Below are 16,161 nucleotides of genomic sequence, written 5' to 3' on the forward strand. Positions count from 1 at the left end.
CCGAGCGGGGGCGGCGGCTCAGCGCGGCGCGCCCCACCGGTGCTTGTCCCCGCCGACGAGGTCCCCCGCCACCGTCACCGGTCCCTCGAACACGACCCCGCGCGCGGTCCGCCGCCCCGGTGGCGGCGGCGTGACCGGCAGCGACCGCAGCACCCCGGTCGCCGCGGACGGCAGCCAGGCCACCTGGGCGGCGTCCACCGCGTCGGCCAGCTCGCGCAGCGGCGCCAGCGCGGGCGGCACCGCGGGGTCGACCCCCCACGCGGGCCCGTCCCACGAGGTCAGGGCGCGCAGCGCCGCCGCCCGGTCCTGGGGCGCGGGCTCCACCAGCACCCCGCGCACCGCCTGCTCCAGCGCGCTGACCAGCGCGGGCGCGAGCCTGCCCGGCGCCACCAGCGACACCCGCGACCGGAACGCCCACCCCGCGTAGCGCTCCGCGGCGTCGCGGAACAGCGCCGCCGCGTCCGCCGCGAACGGCTCGCCCGCCAGCACCCGCCGCCCGCGGTACACCCCGCCGCCGGAGAACTCGCCGGGCGCGGCCAGCACCGCGTACCGATCGGCGTACGACCGGAGCCGCGCGGTGAACCCGTGCTCGACCCGCACCGGCCGCAGCCCCACCACCAGCCGCACCCCCTCGGGCAGCCGGTCGACCAGCTCGTCCCACACCCTCGGCTCCGACTCCAGCGGCGGCATGGCCAGGTAGTAGCGCGTCCCGGCGTCCGGCCTGGTCGCCTGGGCGACCAGGCGCCGCCTGCGCAGCTCCGCCACCCACCCGGCGCGCGGCGGTTCGAGCGCGTCCGGCTCGGGCAGGCCCGGCTCGGCCACCAGGTGCTCGGGAACGGCCAGCACCCGCTCCAGCACCCGCTCGGCGTCCCGCTCCACGCCCTCCCGGTACGGCCCGCGCAGCACCCCGGTGATCCCGGACCAGCCAGGACCGCCGTGCAGGGCGAACTCGCAGTCCGGCCCGGCCTGCCCGAGCGCGCCGAGGTACGCGGCGCTCTCCCGCCTCGCCCCGGCCCGCCGGGCGTCCGGCAGCCGCTCCGAGTACCCGGCCAGCTCGGACAGGTCCACGGCCGAGGCGAACCGCGCCCCGAACCGCGCCTCCCAGCCGAAGCCCCGCCGGGCCAGCTCGATCACCGCAGCACCGCGTCGCGGTCCCTGATCACCGCGACCGCGCCGGAGGAGTCCCGCACCAGCAGCCCCGCGCCGTCCTCGCGCAGCAGCTCGTACGAGGTGCCCGGCTCCGCGGTCCCGAGCACCTCGCCGCGCTCGGAGAACACCTCGACCTGCCTGCTCACCGACAGCCACGCCCCGCCCCCGACCGCGCCCGTCCCGGCCTCGGCGACGACCTCCCGCCGGTCGCCCGCCGACACCCGCCACTGCCCCTCCTGCTCCAGCGGCACCTCGTACCCGAACGTCTCGACGATCGGCACGGCCCGCCCGACCGCCGCGGCCTCCACGGCCTCGCGCAGCGCGTTGTGCACCGCCTCGCGCAACGCCTTCACCGGCTCCATCTCGATCGCGCCCGCCAGTCCCCGGTCCCCGCGCAGGACGGACCCGAGCCAGCGCGCGAGCGCCGTGACCGGCAGGAACCGCAACCACATCGTCCACCCGAGGTACAGGTCGTTGCCGAAGGCGAAGACCGACACGTAGACGCTGTACCGGCCCAGCGACACCCGCAGCACGTTGCGCACCCCCGGCGCCGGGTCCCCGACCGCCACCCGGCGCGGTGTGATCACCGCCGGGATCCTCCGGTCCGCGGTCAGCGCCCGGTACACCACGCCGTAGGCGGTCTCCGCGACCGGCGCCTGCCCGTCCAGCAGCAGGTGCCAGTCGCTGAGCACCCGGTGCTGGGGCAGCAGGAGCACCCCCGCCATCCACGCCCAGGGCAGCAGGAACGTCATCAGGCTGAGCAGCCCCAGGGTGAAGCCCGAGTCGCCCAGCACCGCCGCGGCGACCCCCACCACGGCCGACGCCCCCATCCCCAGGAAGAAGATGAGGAAGGCCCCGCCGAACGCCTTCAGCAGCAGGTTCCGCGCGCCCCAGCCGCCGATGGCGTCGGTCAGGGTGACCTCGACCTCGTGCGCGCGCTGGAACAGCAGTCGTTGGCCGACGTAGCTCTCGTTCTGGGACAGCGGTTCCGCGCTCACCGGTTCCTCCCCTGCTCGTCCGTCCACACGTGCTTGTCGCCCCCGACGGCGTCGCCGTGGAACGTGGTGGCGCCGTTGAAGGTGAAACCGCCGGAGGGCCTCCGCCCGACCGGCCCCGCGCCCGCGCCGCGCCGCGCGCCGGACTCCGGGCGGGCCTCCGAACCCGTCCCCTGGCCGGTTCCCGCGTCCCGCGCCCCGTCGCGCCGCCGCCGCGCGCCCCGCCCGCGCTCCCCGATCACGGTCAGCCAGGCGACCGCCAGCGACCCGGCACCACCGACCTCCGCGAACCAGAAGTCGTCCGGCGTGATCCCGAGACCGCCCTGCTCCACCACGTCCTCGTAGAAGCGCTCCGACACCGCCAGCGCCACCGCGGCCGACGGCGCGTCCGCCAGCGCGGCCCGCAGCTCGGCGCAGTCCAGCAGCCGCGCCACCACGACCTGCGTCCTGCCGGTCATCCCGCGCCCGTCCACCGCCAGCTCCCCGGCGTGCAGCACGGCCCGGACCCGCACGCGCGTCGACGCCGAGGCGAACTCGTTGTGCTCGTGCAGCAGGTCGGACAGCGTCCCCAGCAGCGGGTGCACCAGCGCGGCCTTGGGGAAGCGCGGCGGGACCCGCACCACGCACCCGTCGCCCAGGACCTCCACCTCGCACTCCCGCCACGGCACGGCGCTGCGGTCGAAAGCGCTCTCCAGCGCGCCGAACAGGGCGTCGCGCGCGCGTGCCATGGCCCGGTCGGTGCGGTCCGGCGCACTGGATCCCGCCATGTCGACGGCCAGCAGCGCGCGGTGCTCGGAGCGCGGCTCGGAACGGTTCTGTGCCAAGGGAGATCCCCCTCAGGCGGCGGCGGTCGCCCGCGTACGGCGGGAACGCCACCACCCTCCGCCCGCGCCCGGCGGCGCGCACCGCACAACTGCGGGCAGCCGGTTAACGCTTCAGCATCCGCGTCAGGCCCGCCGCCACCGTGGTGGCCAGCACCCACCCCAGCACGATCAGCCCCGACGCGATCCACTGCGACGCGCCCGGCGTCTGCCACCGGTTCTTGTTGCCGAAGTCCACGATCGGCACCACCAGGTCGATGGTGAACAGCCACGCGTTCCACGGCAGCGTGTCATCGGAGTTGATCTCCACCAGGTCCGGTCCCAGCGCGAACCACGCCCCGCCCAGCAGCCAGGCCACCACCAGCCAGCCCAGCGCCCGCGCGGGCCGGTAGCCGTAGCCCACCATCGACCGCTGCAACCAGCTCCACACCAGCACCAGCGGGCGCAGCCACCGCCTGCCCTCGGCCAGCGCCCGGTAGCGCAGCCGCTGCTTCTCCACCAGCACGGTCGCCGCGTGCTCGTCGTTGCCGCCCGCCCGCAGCATCTCCGCGAACTGGTCGTACGGCCCCGGCCGGTACGAGCGCCGCATGGCCTGCCGCAGCCACCGCAGCCGCTGCTCCACCGCCCCGTCGTCCCGCAGGTCGATGGGGTCGCGCAGCGAGTCGTACCGGAACTCCTCCAGGTCTATCCACCCGGTCGCGTCCCAGAAGGCCGGGTTGTCCTCCAGCGTCACGCACCTGGTCTGCCGCAGCACCACGCCCCCGCGCGGCGCCGAGGCGGGTGTGAGCACCAGGTCCTGCACCTGCAACCCGAGCAGGTTCAGCGCCTGCGCGTCCAACCGGTCGCCCAGCACCGACCCGGCGAACGTCGCCATCCGCCCGACCTGGGCCCGCCGCGCCCGCACCCCGCCGTGCGCGGTGAACTCCCCCGGTCCGCCCGCCCCCGGTCCGGCCGCGCAGATCAGGTCCCGCCCGATGACCGCGCCGCCCACGTCCACCGACGGCTTGCGCCCCCGCTGGTGCCGGTAGCTGCCCGGCTGGACCACGCGGCTGCCGCGCAGGTCCAGGTTCGCGCCCACCCGCACCGCCCGCAGCTCGATCCCGCCCGCGACCTGGCCCTCGCGGAACGCGAGGTTGCTGCCGACCTGCGACCGGTTGCCCAGCACCGCGTCGGCGCGCGGGTTGTCCACGGTGGACCCGTCGAGCAGCAGGCTCCCGCGCACCACCGCGTCGACCATCCGCAGCTGCCCGCGCACGTGGGCCGCGCGCCCGGTGACGTCCCCGTCGACCCGCGCCCCGTCCAGGTGCAGCGCCCGACCGCGCCGCCCGCCCGCGACGTCCAGCCCGTCGAACCGGCCCCGGCTCAGCGACAGCGTCCCGCCGATCGCGCTGTTGACCGCCCGCACCGGGCCCGCGCTGGAGAACCCGTGGTCCAGCTCCACGTCGCCGTTGACCGACGCCCGGTCCAGCACGAGCGTCGACGCGGCGTCCCCGCTCTGGTCCAGCTCGACGTCCGCCCGCCGCCCCGCCGACAGCACCGTCCCGCGCAGCGTCAGCTTCGCCTCGACCTGCGCGTTGACCAGCGACACCGTGCCGCGCGCGGTCCCGCCGCCGAGCACCAGGTTCCCGCCGACGCGGATCCCGTTGCCGCGCAGGGCGTACCCGCCGGGGTTGTCCAGCTCGCCGCCGTTGAAGTTGGCGTTCCCGCCGATCTGCGCGCCCGCCATGCGCAGCTCGCCGCGCACCTCGATCCGGTGCGCCAGCAGCGCCCCCGCCAGCTTGAGCCGGTCCGCGTGCAGCGCGGGCGCCTCACCGCCGTCGACCGCGATGCAGGTGTCCTGCAAGGAGAGGGAGCCCGCGACGTCCGCGTCGGTCAGGTCCACCGGACCCGCGCACGCGGTGGCCACGAGCGAGAACTCGTTGGCGCTGCTCAAATTCCTGGCCAGCAGCCCCGGTAACCAGCACCCGGTGAACTGCACCCCGGCCAGCCTGCCCTGCCGCAGGTCCGGCGGCTCCTCGAAGCGGCAGCGCTCGAACTCCAGCAGGTAGTTCAGCTCCACGGCCCGCAGGTCCAGCTGCCCGGTGACGAACCGGTCGGCCACCCGCAGCACCGGCGGCACCGTCCCGCGCCGCCTGGCCAGCGGCCACCCGCCCTCGGCGGGCAGCGCCCTCAGCAGCTCGGCGGCGGGGACGCGGAAGGCGCGCGGCGGGCTCGGGTCGAGCACGTCCAGCCGCGCGCCCTCCACGTCACACCTGGTGGTTCGGGTTGAGCACCCGCGACAGGAAGGTCTTGGTGCGCTCCTGCTGCGGGTCGCCGATGACCTGCTCGGCGGGGCCCTGCTCGACGACGTACCCGCCGTCCATGAACAGCACCTTGTCCGCCACCTCGCGGGCGAACTGCATCTCGTGCGTGACCACGAGCATCGTCATGCCCTCGTCGGCGAGCTGGCGCATGACCGCGAGCACGTCGCCGACCAGCTCCGGGTCCAGCGCCGAGGTCGGCTCGTCGAACAGCATGACGTCCGGGTCCATCGACAGCGCCCGCGCGATCGCGACCCGCTGCTGCTGCCCGCCGGACAGCTGCGCGGGCATGGCGTCGACCTTCTCGGACAGGCCGACGCGCTCCAGGTTGCGCAGCGCGATCTCCTCGGCCTGCTTCTGGTCCCGCTTGAGGACCTTGCGCTGCGCGACCGTGAGGTTGTTCAGCACGTTCAGGTGGGAGAACAGGTTGAAGCCCTGGAACACCATGCCGATGCGGGTCCGGGCGCGGTCGATGTCCACGTCCGGGTCGGTCAGCTCGACGCCGTCCACGACGATCCTGCCGCCGCTCGGCTCCTCCAGCAGGTTCACGCAGCGCAGCAGCGTCGACTTGCCCGAGCCCGACGGCCCGATGACGCACACCACCTCGCCGCGCCTGACCTGGAGGTCGATGCCCTTGAGCACGTCCAGCGGGCCGAACGACTTCTTCAGCCCGGTGATCTCGACCGCGATGTCCTCGGCGGCGGCGCCCTCGGCCGCACCGCCCTCAGCAACGACGTCGGTCACGCCGACACCCCCAGACCCTTGGACTCCGGCGAGCTGACCTTCTTGCTGCGGCTGCCGCCCGCGCCCCGCGTCTCCATCCACCGCGACAGGTAGCCCAGCGGCAGCGTGATGATCAGGTAGCACAGGCCCGCGATGAGCAGCGGCGTCACCGTCGGCGACTGGCTCAGCACCTCGCGGCCGTACTTGGTCAGCTCCCGCTGGGTCGCGATCAGCCCGATGATGCTGATCAGCGAGGAGTCCTTGGTGAGCATGATCAGCTCGTTGGTCAGCGGCGGCAGGATGATCCGGAACGCCTGCGGGATCACGACGGTGACCGTCGTGCGCGCCTGGGACATGCCCAGCGACCGCGCGGCCTCCAGCTGCCCCTTCGGCACGGCCTTGATGCCCGCGCGGATCGTCTCCGCGATGTAGGCGGCGCCGACGACGCCGAGCGCGATGGCGGCCGTCGAGTAGATGTCGAACTTCAGGCCGAAGGCCAGCGGCACCGCGACGCTCAGCGCGACGAACACCAGCAGCGCGGGGACCCCGCGGAAGAACTCGATGTAGATCGTCGCGATCCACCGGTACGGGCCGACGGACGACAGCTTCATCAGCGCCAGCACCAGGCCGGCGACCAGGCCGACGGCGAAGCCGAGCGCGGTGTAGACGACCGTGTTCACCAGCGCGGTCGTGATGACCTCGGGGAACATCTCCTTCGCCGTCTCGACGTCGAAGAAGGACTTGCGGATCGCCTCCCAGTCCGCCACGACCGCGATCAGGGCGGCGATGACGACGAGCAGCGCGTACTGCGCGCCCCGGAAGACCTTGGCGCGCTGCCGCTTGGACAGTGCCATCTCACTCCCTCAGGTTCGGACGGGCGCGGGGCCGGTGCTCGCGCACCGGCCCCGCTGGTTCCCGAGTCAGTTGCTCGACGGCTTCTTCCCGAACCACTTCTCGTAGATCGTGTCGTACTCGCCGCTCTCCTTGGCCTTCTTGATGACCTCGCCGATCTTGGCGTTGAGCGCGGTGTTGCCCTTCTTCAGGGCGATCCCGTACTGCTCGCCGGTGTCGAACTCGGCGGTCACCTCGGTCTCGGGGAACTTCTTGGCGTAGTCGAACAGCACGCCGTTGTCGTTGATGGCGGCGTCGATCGAACCGGTGCGCACGGCGGTCTCCAGCAGCGGCAGGTCCTCGAACTGCTTGACCTCGTAGCCGTTGGCCTGGGCGTTCGCGTTGCCGTACTCCTCGCCGGTGGTGCCCTGCTGCACGCCCAGCACCTTGCCCTTGAGGGACGCGAGGTCCTTCAGGCCCGAGTCCTTCTTGACCAGCAGCGCCTGGCTGGCGTCGAAGTACGGGTCGGAGAAGTCGATCGCTTCCTTGCGCTTCTCGGTGATCGTGATGCCCGCCGCAGCCAGGTCGCACTCGCCGGTGCTGAACACCGTGCCCGAGGTGATGTTCTCGAACGGGGTGTCGAAGATCTGCTGGGTGACGCCCAGCTCCTTGGCGACGAGGTTGACCAGGTCGACGTCGAACCCGACCGTCTCACCGTTCTGGGTGAACTGGAAGGGCTCGTACGACATGTGCGTGCAGGTGACCAGCTTGCCCTCCTGGACCAGGCTGATCTCGTTGCCACCGCCCGTGGAGGTGTCCACCTTGGTCGCACACCCGGTCGCGGTGGCGGCCAGGGCGAGCACCGGAAGCAGGGCGCGCACGGCGTGCCTGGATCGACGGGTCACGGTGTCACTCCTCGTAACTCTTTTGGTTGAGTGTTCGGCATACTGCCACTCGGGGGACACTGATGACAGCACGTGATTGTTACGGAGCGCGTCTGTCTACGGTTTTTTCGTTACAAACACCGTTCGGGTGAAGGATGTGCGCTCATACGGGGGATAGACCGCAATTCGTGGTCACTGGTTCGTGGTGTGACGTCGGTCCGTCAGGAGCGAGGCGACCAGCGCCGTCCACCCGGTCTGGTGAGTGGCCCCCAGGCCCTCGCCGGTGTCCCCGTCGAAGTACTCGCTGAAGGTCACGTGCTCGCGCCACAGCGGTGAGTCCGTCGACTCCACCCGCTTGCCGTCCGAGGGCCTGCGCCCGTCCGAGTCCGGCAGGAACAGCGACACCAGCCTGCCCACCAGCTCGTCCGCCGCGCGCCCGGCCGTCACCTGCCGCTGCGAGCGGGTGGGGAGTTCCACGTGAAACCTCCCCCGGTGGAACGACTCGATCGTGCGCAGCGCCTCGACCAGCAGCGCGTTGGTCGGGAACCACACCGGGCCGCGCCAGTTCGAGTTGCCGCCGAACATCGGCGTGTGCGACTCGCCCGGCTCGTAGCCCATCCGGTGCTCCTGGTCGGCGATCTGCACCTCAAGGCCCTCCCGGTGCGCCGCCGACAGCGACCGGATGCCGTGCGGCGACAGGAACTCGCCCTCGTCCAGCATCCGGGTCAGCACCAGCCGCAGCTTGCGCTCGTCCAGCAGCGACAGCAGCGCCCGCCCGTCCGGCTCGCGGGTGATGAACCGCGCCAGCTCCGGCCTGCGCGCCATCAGGTGCTCCAGCCTGCGGGTGAAGCCGGGGACCTCGGCGTCCACCCACGGCTCCAGCACCGCGCACGCCAGCACCGGGATCAGGCCCACCATCGACCGCACCCGCACCGGCTTGGACTCCACCGACCCGTCCGGCAGCCGCCGCGACACCACGTCGTAGCAGAAGCCGTCCGTCTCGTCCCAGATCCCGCGCCCGCCCGAGCCGAACTGCGCCGCCGCGTCCGCGATGCTCAGGAAGTGCTCCACGAACTTCGTGGCCACGTCCTCGTACGAGTCGTCGACCCGCGCCAGCTCCAGCGCCATCTCCATCATGTGCAGCGAGTACGCCGCCATCCACGAGGTCGCGTCGGACTGCTCCAGCCGCCACTGCCCCAGCATCGGCTCCGACCGGTTCACCGGGCCGATGTTGTCCATGCCGAGGAACCCGCCCTCGAACAGGTAGCTGCCGTCGGCGTCCTTGCGGTTCACCCACCAGGAGAAGTTCAGCAGCAGCTTGTGGAAGATCTTGGCCAGGAACTTGCGGTCCGGCGTCGGCTCCGACCGGTACACCTGGAGCGCCGCCCAGGCGTGCACCGGCGGGTTCACGTCGCCGAACTCCCACTCGTAGGCGGGCAGCTGGCCGTTGGGGTGCATCAGCCACTCCCGGCACAGCAGGAGCAGCTGCTCCTTCGCGAACGCCGGGTCCACCCGCGCGAACGGCACGGTGTGGAACGCCAGGTCCCACGCCGCGAACCAGGGGTACTCCCACTCGTCCGGCATGGAGATCACGTCGGCCACGTCGAAGTGCCGCCAGTGCGAGTTGCGCGCGTGCGGGCTCTTGCGCGAGGTCGGCGCGGCGGGCTTGCCGGGGTCGCCCTCCAGCCAGTCGCGGGTGCGGAAGCGGTAGTGCTGCTTGGTCCACATCAGCCCGGCCATCGCGCGGCGCACCACGCCCGCGCGCACCGGGTCCAGGTCGGTGCGGTGGAACTCGTCGGCCTCGGCCGAGCGCGCGCCCACGACCTCGCCGAACGAGGGCCCGAACGCGTCCGGGTGCCCGTCGCCCTCCACCAGCCGCAGCCGCACGGTCACCGACTCGCCCGGCTGCACCGCCCCGAACGAGTACCAGGCCGCCGCCTTCGTGCCGGGCGCGCTGCGCTCGCCGGGGCCCACGACCTGGCAGGCCCCGGCCTCGCCGGACACGACGTGCCGGTCGACGCCGTCCTTGGTGTAGCGGGTGGGGTTCTCGGCGGCCCCGAACAGGGCCACCTCGTTCGTCTCGTTGTCGGTCACCAGCAGCACCGGCGCGCCCTCGACGTGCAGCGTGTACCGGCCCAGCGCGCCGTGCTCGGCGGTCACCCGCGACCAGCCGTCCTGCGCCGACGCGGTCAGGTGCGGCCTGCGGTCGTCGCGGCCCCACGCCCAGGTGTTGCGGAACCACAGCTGCGGCAGCAGGTGCAGCGGCGCGGCGTCCGGCCCCCGGTTGGTCGCGGTCAGCACCGCGCACACGTCGGTCGGCCCCGCCTTGGCGTAGGTCACCTCGACGTCGAAGAACCGGTTCTCGTCCAGCGCGCCGCTGTCCGACAGCTCCGGCTCCCGGTCCTGCCTGGTCGCGTGCGCGGACATCGAGCGCAGCTCGGCGTAGGGGAACTCGGCCTGCGGGTAGCGGTAGAGCACCTTCATCCAGGAGTGCGTGGGCGTCCCGTCGACGACCCACCAGTGCTCCTTGGCGTCCTCGCCGTGGTTGCCCTCGTTGTTGGTGAGCCCGAAGTACCGCTCCTTCAGGATCGGGTCGCGGCCGTTCCACAGCGCGAGCCCGAGGTTGAGGAACCCGTGCACGTCGCAGATGCCCGCGATGCCGTCCTCGCCCCACCGGTAGGCGCGCGAGCGCGCGTGGTCGAACGGGAACGACGTCCAGGCGTCACCGCCCGCGGAGTAGTCCTCGCGGACCGTCCCCCACTGGCGCCCGGCCAGGTAGGGGCCCCACAGGCGCCACGGTGCGGTGGGCGAGTCCGAGACGGCCAACCTGGCCCGCTCGGCTTCCAGCCTTTGCTCGGTCACGGGCCCAGTGTGCGACATCGATCCGGTGCGCCGGTTCCCTCTCGGTTGCGTAATGGTGCCCACCCGTACGGGTTAACCGGGCGCGGCGAACGGCTCAGTAACCACCCCGGACCTGCGCGGACCGCTCTCGCGCGCGATCACCGGTGATCGGGAGCGCCGCCGCCCCCGCCCGCCGGGGAGCGGGCGGGGGCGGCCGGGTTTCACCTGCGGGTGTGGGCGTCCAGCACGAGCGCGACCGCCTCGGTGATCCGCGCGGCGTGCGCCAGGTTCAGCCACTCGTCGGGCACGTGGCAGTTGCTGTCCGGGCCGACCGCGCCGGTCACCAGGAACTGCGCCGCCGGGTACGCCTCGTGCAGCAGGCCCATGAACGGGATCGACCCGCCCAGCGACACCGTCCGCCACGGCGAGCCGAACACGTCCGCGCCGACCCGGTCCAGCGACTCGCGCAGCCACGGGGCCAGCTCCGGCGCGTTCCAGCCGGACGCGTGCTCGGTGCGCGACAGCTCCACCACCGCGCCGTACGGCACGTCGGTGGTCAGCGCGCGCTCCACGGCGGCCAGCGCCGCGGCCGAGTCGGCGGTCGGCGGCAGCCGGAAGCTGAGCACCAGCGTGGTGGAGGGGCGCAGCACGTTGCCCGCGTCCTCCGGCTTGGGCAGGCCGTCCGCGCCGGTGATCGACAGGGTCGGCCGCCAGCCGTTGTTGAGCGCCAGCTGCACCTCGTCCTCGTCCACGGGCCCGGTGCCGCCCGCCCACGGCACGGCGCCGGTCAGCGAGCCCGGCGCGGCGGCCACCGCCTCGCGGATCTCGTCGACCCGGTTCTCCGGCACGTCGACGTGCATCTCCGCCAGGTGGATCTCGCCGGTGGCCGAGTCCTCCAGCCGGTCCAGCAGCTGCCTGGCGATCCGGAACGAGCTGGGCACGATGCCGCTGGCCATGCCGGAGTGCAGGCCGCCCTCGACCACGCGCACGGTCACGGCGACCTGCACCAGGCCGCGCAGCGAGGTGGTCAGCCACATCCGCTCGTAGTCGTTGCCGCCCGAGTCCAGGCACACGACCAGCGACACGTCGCCCAGGCGCGGCTTGAGGTGCTCCAGGTAGGCGGGCAGGTCGGGGCTGCCGGACTCCTCGCTGGTCTCCAGCAGCAGCACGCACCGGGCGTGCCGCCCGCCCGCCGCGCGCACCGCCTCGATGGCGGTGACGGCCGCGTAGCCGGAGTAGCCGTCGTCGGCCGAGCCCCGGCCGTAGAGCCTGCCGTCGCGCACGACCGGGGTCCACGGGTCCAGGCCCTCGGACCAGTTGGCGACCGGCGGCTGCTTGTCGAGGTGGCCGTAGAGCAGCACGGTGTCGTCGCCCGCCGTGGCGGGCACGTCCACCAGGAGCAGCGGGGTGCGTCCCGGCAGGCGGACCACCTCCACCCGCGCGCCGGGCAGGTCGCGGGTCGCGAGCCAGGCGCGCACGTGCTCGACGGCGGCGTCGAGGTGGCCGCTCGCCTCCCAGTCCGGGTCGAACGCCGGGGAGACGGCGGGCACGGCGACGAGCCCGGTCAGGCTGGGCAGGACGTCCTCGTCCCAGGTGCTTCGGACGGTACGGGTCAACGCAGATCGATCCACCCCCTGATCCTGACACGGCCGCGCGCTGCGGCACCCCGAACGCGCTCTGTTAACAAGCGATAACCGGGACAGTAGTGTTCGCTTTCCGAACGCGGTGATCGGTGGTCCAAAGATAGGCCTTCCTACTGTTTGTGCTGCTCAGACTGTTGTGCGTCCTGCCGAAAAATGGGACAGGTCTCACCGGTTTGAGTGATTCCGTGTCAGGATGTGGATGAGAACACCGTCAGTGCCGACGGCTGTCGGGCCGCCCTCACCGGGGTCGCCGACGACCGGCGGGCCGAGCCGCGGACGGTCGTCACGAGCGACCGGGCGGCCTCCTAGACGTAGGGAGTCAGGTCGATGTCGTCCCCAGAAGAATGGACGCACCCCGGTCCGGACGCAGTTCCGGCGACCGGGGCCGCGCCGACCGCCGAACAGGTGATCGCCGGTCTCAAGGCCACGGACGAGGGCGGCTCCGACCTGGTGCAGCTGCTCACCCCCGAGGGCGAGCGGGTCCACCACCCCGACTTCGACGTCGACGTCACGGCCGAGGAGCTGCGCGGGCTGTACCGCGACATGGTCCTGGTCCGCCGCGTCGACCGCGAGGCCAACGCGCTGCAGCGCAAGGGCGAGCTCGGCCTCTGGGCGCCCCTGCTCGGCCAGGAGGCCGCGCAGGTCGGCGCCGGTCGCGCGATGCGGGCGCGGGACATGGCGTTCCCCAGCTACCGCGAGCACGGCGTCGCCTGGTGCCGGGGCGTGCCCCCGACCGACCTGCTCAGCATGTTCCGCGGCACCGACCAGTGCGGTTGGGACCCGGTCGAGCACCGCTTCCACCCCTACACGATCGTCATCGGCAACCAGGTGCTCAACGCCACCGGGTACGCCATGGGCCAGCGGTTCGACGGCGCCGTGGGCGACGACGGCGGCGAGGCCACCATGGCGTTCTTCGGCGACGGCGCCACCAGCCAGGGCGACGTGCACGAGGGCTTCGTCTGGGCGGCCGTCTACGACGCGCCGGTGGTGTTCTTCTGCCAGAACAACCAGTGGGCCATCTCCGAGCCCACCGAGCGCCAGTCCCGGCTCCCGCTCTACCAGCGGGCGCGCGGCTACGGCTTCCCCGGCATCCGGGTCGACGGCAACGACGTCCTCGCCACCCTCGCCGTCACGCGCTGGGCGCTCGACCAGTGCCGCACCGGCAACGGCCCCGTCCTGATCGAGGCGTTCACCTACCGGATGGACGCCCACACCACCTCGGACGACCCGTCCCGCTACCGGCTCTCCGACGAGCTGGAGCTGTGGAAGCTCAAGGACCCCATCGAGCGGGTCAAGGTGCACCTGGTCAAGCAGCAGTGGGCGGACCAGGAGTTCTTCGACCAGGTCGAGCTGGAGGCCGAGGAGCTGGGCGCCCGGTTGCGGGAGCACTGCTCGTCGCTGGAGGCGCCGCCCGCCGAGCGGATCTTCAGCCAGGTGTACGCGGAGGGCAGCCCGGTCGTGGACGCCCAGCGCGAGGAGTTCCTGTCCTACCACGCCGGTTTCCTCGGAGGTGAGCGCTGATGGCCGCGCCGACCGTCGACCGCGCGGACGCGGGCGCGCCCGCCGCCGTGCAGACCCTCACCATCGCCAAGGCGATCAACTCCGGCCTGCGCGCCGCGATGGAGGCCGACCCGAAGGTCATCGTCATGGGCGAGGACGTCGGCAAGCTCGGCGGCGTCTTCCGCATCACCGACGGGCTGCAGAAGGACTTCGGCGAGCAGCGCGTGCTGGACACCCCGCTGGCCGAGTCCGGCATCGTGGGCACCGCCGTGGGCCTCGCGCTGCGCGGCTACCGGCCGGTGTGCGAGATCCAGTTCGACGGCTTCATCTTCCCGGCGTTCGACCAGATCGTCAGCCAGGTCGCCAAGCTGCACTACCGCACCCAGGGCAGGCTCAAGCTGCCCATCGTCATCCGGGTGCCCTACGGCGGCGGCATCGGCGCGGTCGAGCACCACTCCGAGTCGCCCGAGGGGTACTTCGCGCACACCGCGGGCCTCAAGGTCGTCACCTGCTCGAACCCGGCCGACGCGCACTGGATGATCCAGCAGGCCATCGCCTGCGACGACCCGGTGCTGTTCTTCGAGCCGAAGCGGCGCTACTACGAGAAGGGGCAGGTCGACACGACCGCGGCCCCCGGTCCGCTGTTCGCCTCGCGGGTGCTGCGGGAGGGCACGGACGTCACGATCGCGGCGTACGGGCCCGTGGTGCGCACCGCCCTCGACGCCGCCGCGGCAGCCGAGGAGGACGGGCGCTCGCTGGCCGTGGTGGACCTGCGGTCGCTCTCGCCGCTGGACCTCGGCCCCGTCTACGAGTCGGTGCGGCGCACCGGCAGGCTCGTCGTGGTGTCCGAGGCGCCCGGCGAGGCGTCGCTGGCCAGCCACATCGCGGCCCAGGTGCAGCAGGAGTGCTTCTACTCGCTCCAGGCGCCGGTGCTCAGGGTGACCGGGTACGACACGCCCTACCCGCCCGCGAAGCTGGAGGAGGAGTTCCTCCCCGACCTCGACCGGGTGCTCGACGCCGCAGACCGCTCGATGGCCTGGTGAGGGGGAGATCGTGCCGCAGTACAAGCAGTTCCCGCTCCCGGACACGGCCGAGGGGCTGACCGACGCCGAGATCCTCACCTGGCACGTGCGGCCCGGTGACGCGGTCAAGGTCAACCAGGTCATCGTGGAGATCGAGACCGCGAAGGCGGCCGTCGAGCTGCCCTGCCCGTGGGACGGGGTGGTGACCGAGGTCCTCGTGCGGGTCGGGCAGACCGTCGACGTGGGCACGCCGATCATCACCATCGACGTCGACCCGACCGGGGCGCCGCCCGCGCCCGCTCCGGCGCCCGCCCCGGTCAACGGGGTCGCGGTCGAGGAGTCCGGCCGGGTGCCCACGCTCGTCGGGTACGGGCCGAAGTCCGGCGCGGCGAAGCGCCGCCCCCGCAAGGGGAACCCGCTTCCGGCGGCCTCGGTCCCGGAGCCCGCCCCGGTCGCGCCCGCGGTTCCCGCGCCCGTGGCCGCCCCGGTGGCGGTGGCGGAACCCGTTGCGCCGCAAGGCGGGCACGTCCCGCTGGCCAAGCCGCCGGTGCGCAAGCTGGCCAAGGACCTCGGGGTCGACCTGCGCGCGCTGACCGGCTCCGGTCCCGGCGGCGTGATCACCCGCGAGGACGTCGAGGCCTCGCTGGCCGCGCCGGTCGCGGAACCCGCCCAGTCCACAGCGGACAGCGGCGCGCGCGAGCGCCGGGTGCCGGTCAAGGGCGTCCGGAGGGCGACCGCGCAGGCGATGGTGGACAGCGCGTTCACCGCCCCGCACGTCACCGAGTTCCTCACCGTCGACGTCACGCCGATGATGGAGCTGCGGGCCAGGCTCAAGGACAGCCCGGAGTTCCGGGGCGTCAAGCTGACCCCGCTGGCGTTCGCGGCCAAGGCCGTCGTGCTCGCCGCGCGGCGGACGCCGGACGTGAACGCCGCCTGGGACGGTCCGGCGGGCGAGATCGTCTACAAGGACTACGTGCACCTGGGCATCGCCGCCGCCACCCCGCGCGGGCTGGTGGTGCCGAAGGTCCGGGACGCGGACCGGATGTCGCTGCGCGAGCTGGCCGTCGCCCTGGAGGAGCTGGCCACCACCGCGCGCGAGGGCAGGACCAAGCCCTCGGACATGGTCGGCGGCACGTTCACCATCACCAACGTCGGCGTGTTCGGCGTCGACACCGGAACGCCCATCCTCAACCCCGGCGAGTCGGGCATCCTCGCGCTCGGCGCGATCCGCGACATGCCGTGGGTGGTGGACGGCCAGGTGGTGCCGCGCAAGGTGTGCCAGCTGGCGCTGAGCTTCGACCACCGGGTGGTCGACGGCCTGCAGGGCTCGCTGTTCCGGGCGGACGTCGGCGCCCTGCTGGCCCCCCCGGCCGTGGCGATCACTTACTGAGCCCTTCCCCGAAGAGCCGGGTCAACCTCTACCGGGTGGCGCGGCTCTTTTCTGTCTTGACT

At 73.0% G+C, this 16,161-nt stretch carries 12 protein-coding genes; 3 read left to right on the forward strand and 9 right to left on the reverse strand.

The window, feature by feature from the left end; translation table 11 throughout:
• Positions 1-18: 18 nt before the first annotated feature.
• From ACTUAL_RS23905 to ACTUAL_RS23945, 9 genes are all read right to left on the reverse strand, one after another.
• Positions 19-1,134 carry a hypothetical protein gene (locus ACTUAL_RS23905; RefSeq protein WP_440901824.1) on the reverse strand — a complete coding sequence of 372 codons (1,116 nt, stop codon included), beginning with the start codon at positions 1,132-1,134 and terminating at the stop codon, positions 19-21.
• Positions 1,131-2,147 (reverse strand): hypothetical protein, encoded by a 1,017-nt coding sequence (locus ACTUAL_RS23910; RefSeq protein WP_440901825.1) that lies wholly within the window; start codon positions 2,145-2,147, stop codon positions 1,131-1,133. Before ACTUAL_RS23910 ends, ACTUAL_RS23905 begins: the two co-directional genes overlap by 4 nt.
• Positions 2,144-2,968 carry a hypothetical protein gene (locus ACTUAL_RS23915; RefSeq protein ID WP_440901826.1) on the reverse strand — a complete coding sequence of 275 codons (825 nt, stop codon included), beginning with the start codon at positions 2,966-2,968 and terminating at the stop codon, positions 2,144-2,146. Before ACTUAL_RS23915 ends, ACTUAL_RS23910 begins: the two co-directional genes overlap by 4 nt.
• A gap of 103 nt (positions 2,969-3,071) precedes the next feature.
• Positions 3,072-5,210: a hypothetical protein gene (locus tag ACTUAL_RS23920; protein ID WP_096497446.1), complete on the reverse strand. Its 2,139-nt coding sequence runs from the start codon at positions 5,208-5,210 to the stop codon at positions 3,072-3,074.
• Position 5,211: 1 nt separating this feature from the next.
• Complete coding sequence (locus ACTUAL_RS23925; protein ID WP_440901827.1) at positions 5,212-6,009, reverse strand: amino acid ABC transporter ATP-binding protein; 798 nt, start codon at positions 6,007-6,009, stop codon at positions 5,212-5,214.
• Positions 6,006-6,842: an amino acid ABC transporter permease gene (locus ACTUAL_RS23930; protein ID WP_096497444.1), complete on the reverse strand. Its 837-nt coding sequence runs from the start codon at positions 6,840-6,842 to the stop codon at positions 6,006-6,008. Before ACTUAL_RS23930 ends, ACTUAL_RS23925 begins: the two co-directional genes overlap by 4 nt.
• 66 nt (positions 6,843-6,908) lie before the next feature.
• Positions 6,909-7,724 (reverse strand): transporter substrate-binding domain-containing protein, encoded by an 816-nt coding sequence (locus ACTUAL_RS23935; protein WP_015805656.1) that lies wholly within the window; start codon positions 7,722-7,724, stop codon positions 6,909-6,911.
• Between the two features lie 171 nt (positions 7,725-7,895).
• The gene (locus tag ACTUAL_RS23940; protein ID WP_440901828.1) at positions 7,896-10,565 is read right to left on the reverse strand and encodes an MGH1-like glycoside hydrolase domain-containing protein; all 2,670 of its coding nucleotides are present in this window, start codon (positions 10,563-10,565) and stop codon (positions 7,896-7,898) included.
• Between the two features lie 200 nt (positions 10,566-10,765).
• Positions 10,766-12,175 (reverse strand): M20/M25/M40 family metallo-hydrolase, encoded by a 1,410-nt coding sequence (locus ACTUAL_RS23945; protein ID WP_096497442.1) that lies wholly within the window; start codon positions 12,173-12,175, stop codon positions 10,766-10,768.
• 339 nt (positions 12,176-12,514) lie between these two features.
• Here ACTUAL_RS23945 and pdhA point away from each other — a divergent pair, with 339 nt between their 5' ends.
• The 3 genes from pdhA to ACTUAL_RS23960 are packed head-to-tail and all read left to right on the forward strand — an operon-like array spanning position 12,515 to position 16,099.
• On the forward strand, positions 12,515-13,708 hold the full coding sequence (gene pdhA, locus ACTUAL_RS23950) for a pyruvate dehydrogenase (acetyl-transferring) E1 component subunit alpha (protein WP_440901829.1): 1,194 nt from the start codon (positions 12,515-12,517) through the stop codon (positions 13,706-13,708).
• Complete coding sequence (locus ACTUAL_RS23955) at positions 13,708-14,730, forward strand: alpha-ketoacid dehydrogenase subunit beta (protein WP_096497440.1); 1,023 nt, start codon at positions 13,708-13,710, stop codon at positions 14,728-14,730. The genes pdhA and ACTUAL_RS23955 overlap by 1 nt, the downstream gene beginning before the upstream one ends.
• Positions 14,731-14,740: 10 nt before the next feature.
• Positions 14,741-16,099 (forward strand): dihydrolipoamide acetyltransferase family protein, encoded by a 1,359-nt coding sequence (locus ACTUAL_RS23960; protein ID WP_440901830.1) that lies wholly within the window; start codon positions 14,741-14,743, stop codon positions 16,097-16,099.
• Positions 16,100-16,161: the final 62 nt, after the last annotated feature.

It is taken from the genome of Actinosynnema sp., assembly GCF_052038725.1.

What these genes read in the sequence shown, in the direction of transcription:
- ACTUAL_RS23930 (WP_096497444.1), bottom strand. Translation starts at nt 6,842, where the DNA reads ATGGCACTGTCCAAGCGGCAGCGCGCCAAGGTCTTCCGGGGCGCGCAG.
- ACTUAL_RS23955 (WP_096497440.1), top strand. Translation starts at nt 13,708, where the DNA reads ATGGCCGCGCCGACCGTCGACCGCGCGGACGCGGGCGCGCCCGCCGCC.
- pdhA (WP_440901829.1), top strand. Translation starts at nt 12,515, where the DNA reads ATGTCGTCCCCAGAAGAATGGACGCACCCCGGTCCGGACGCAGTTCCG.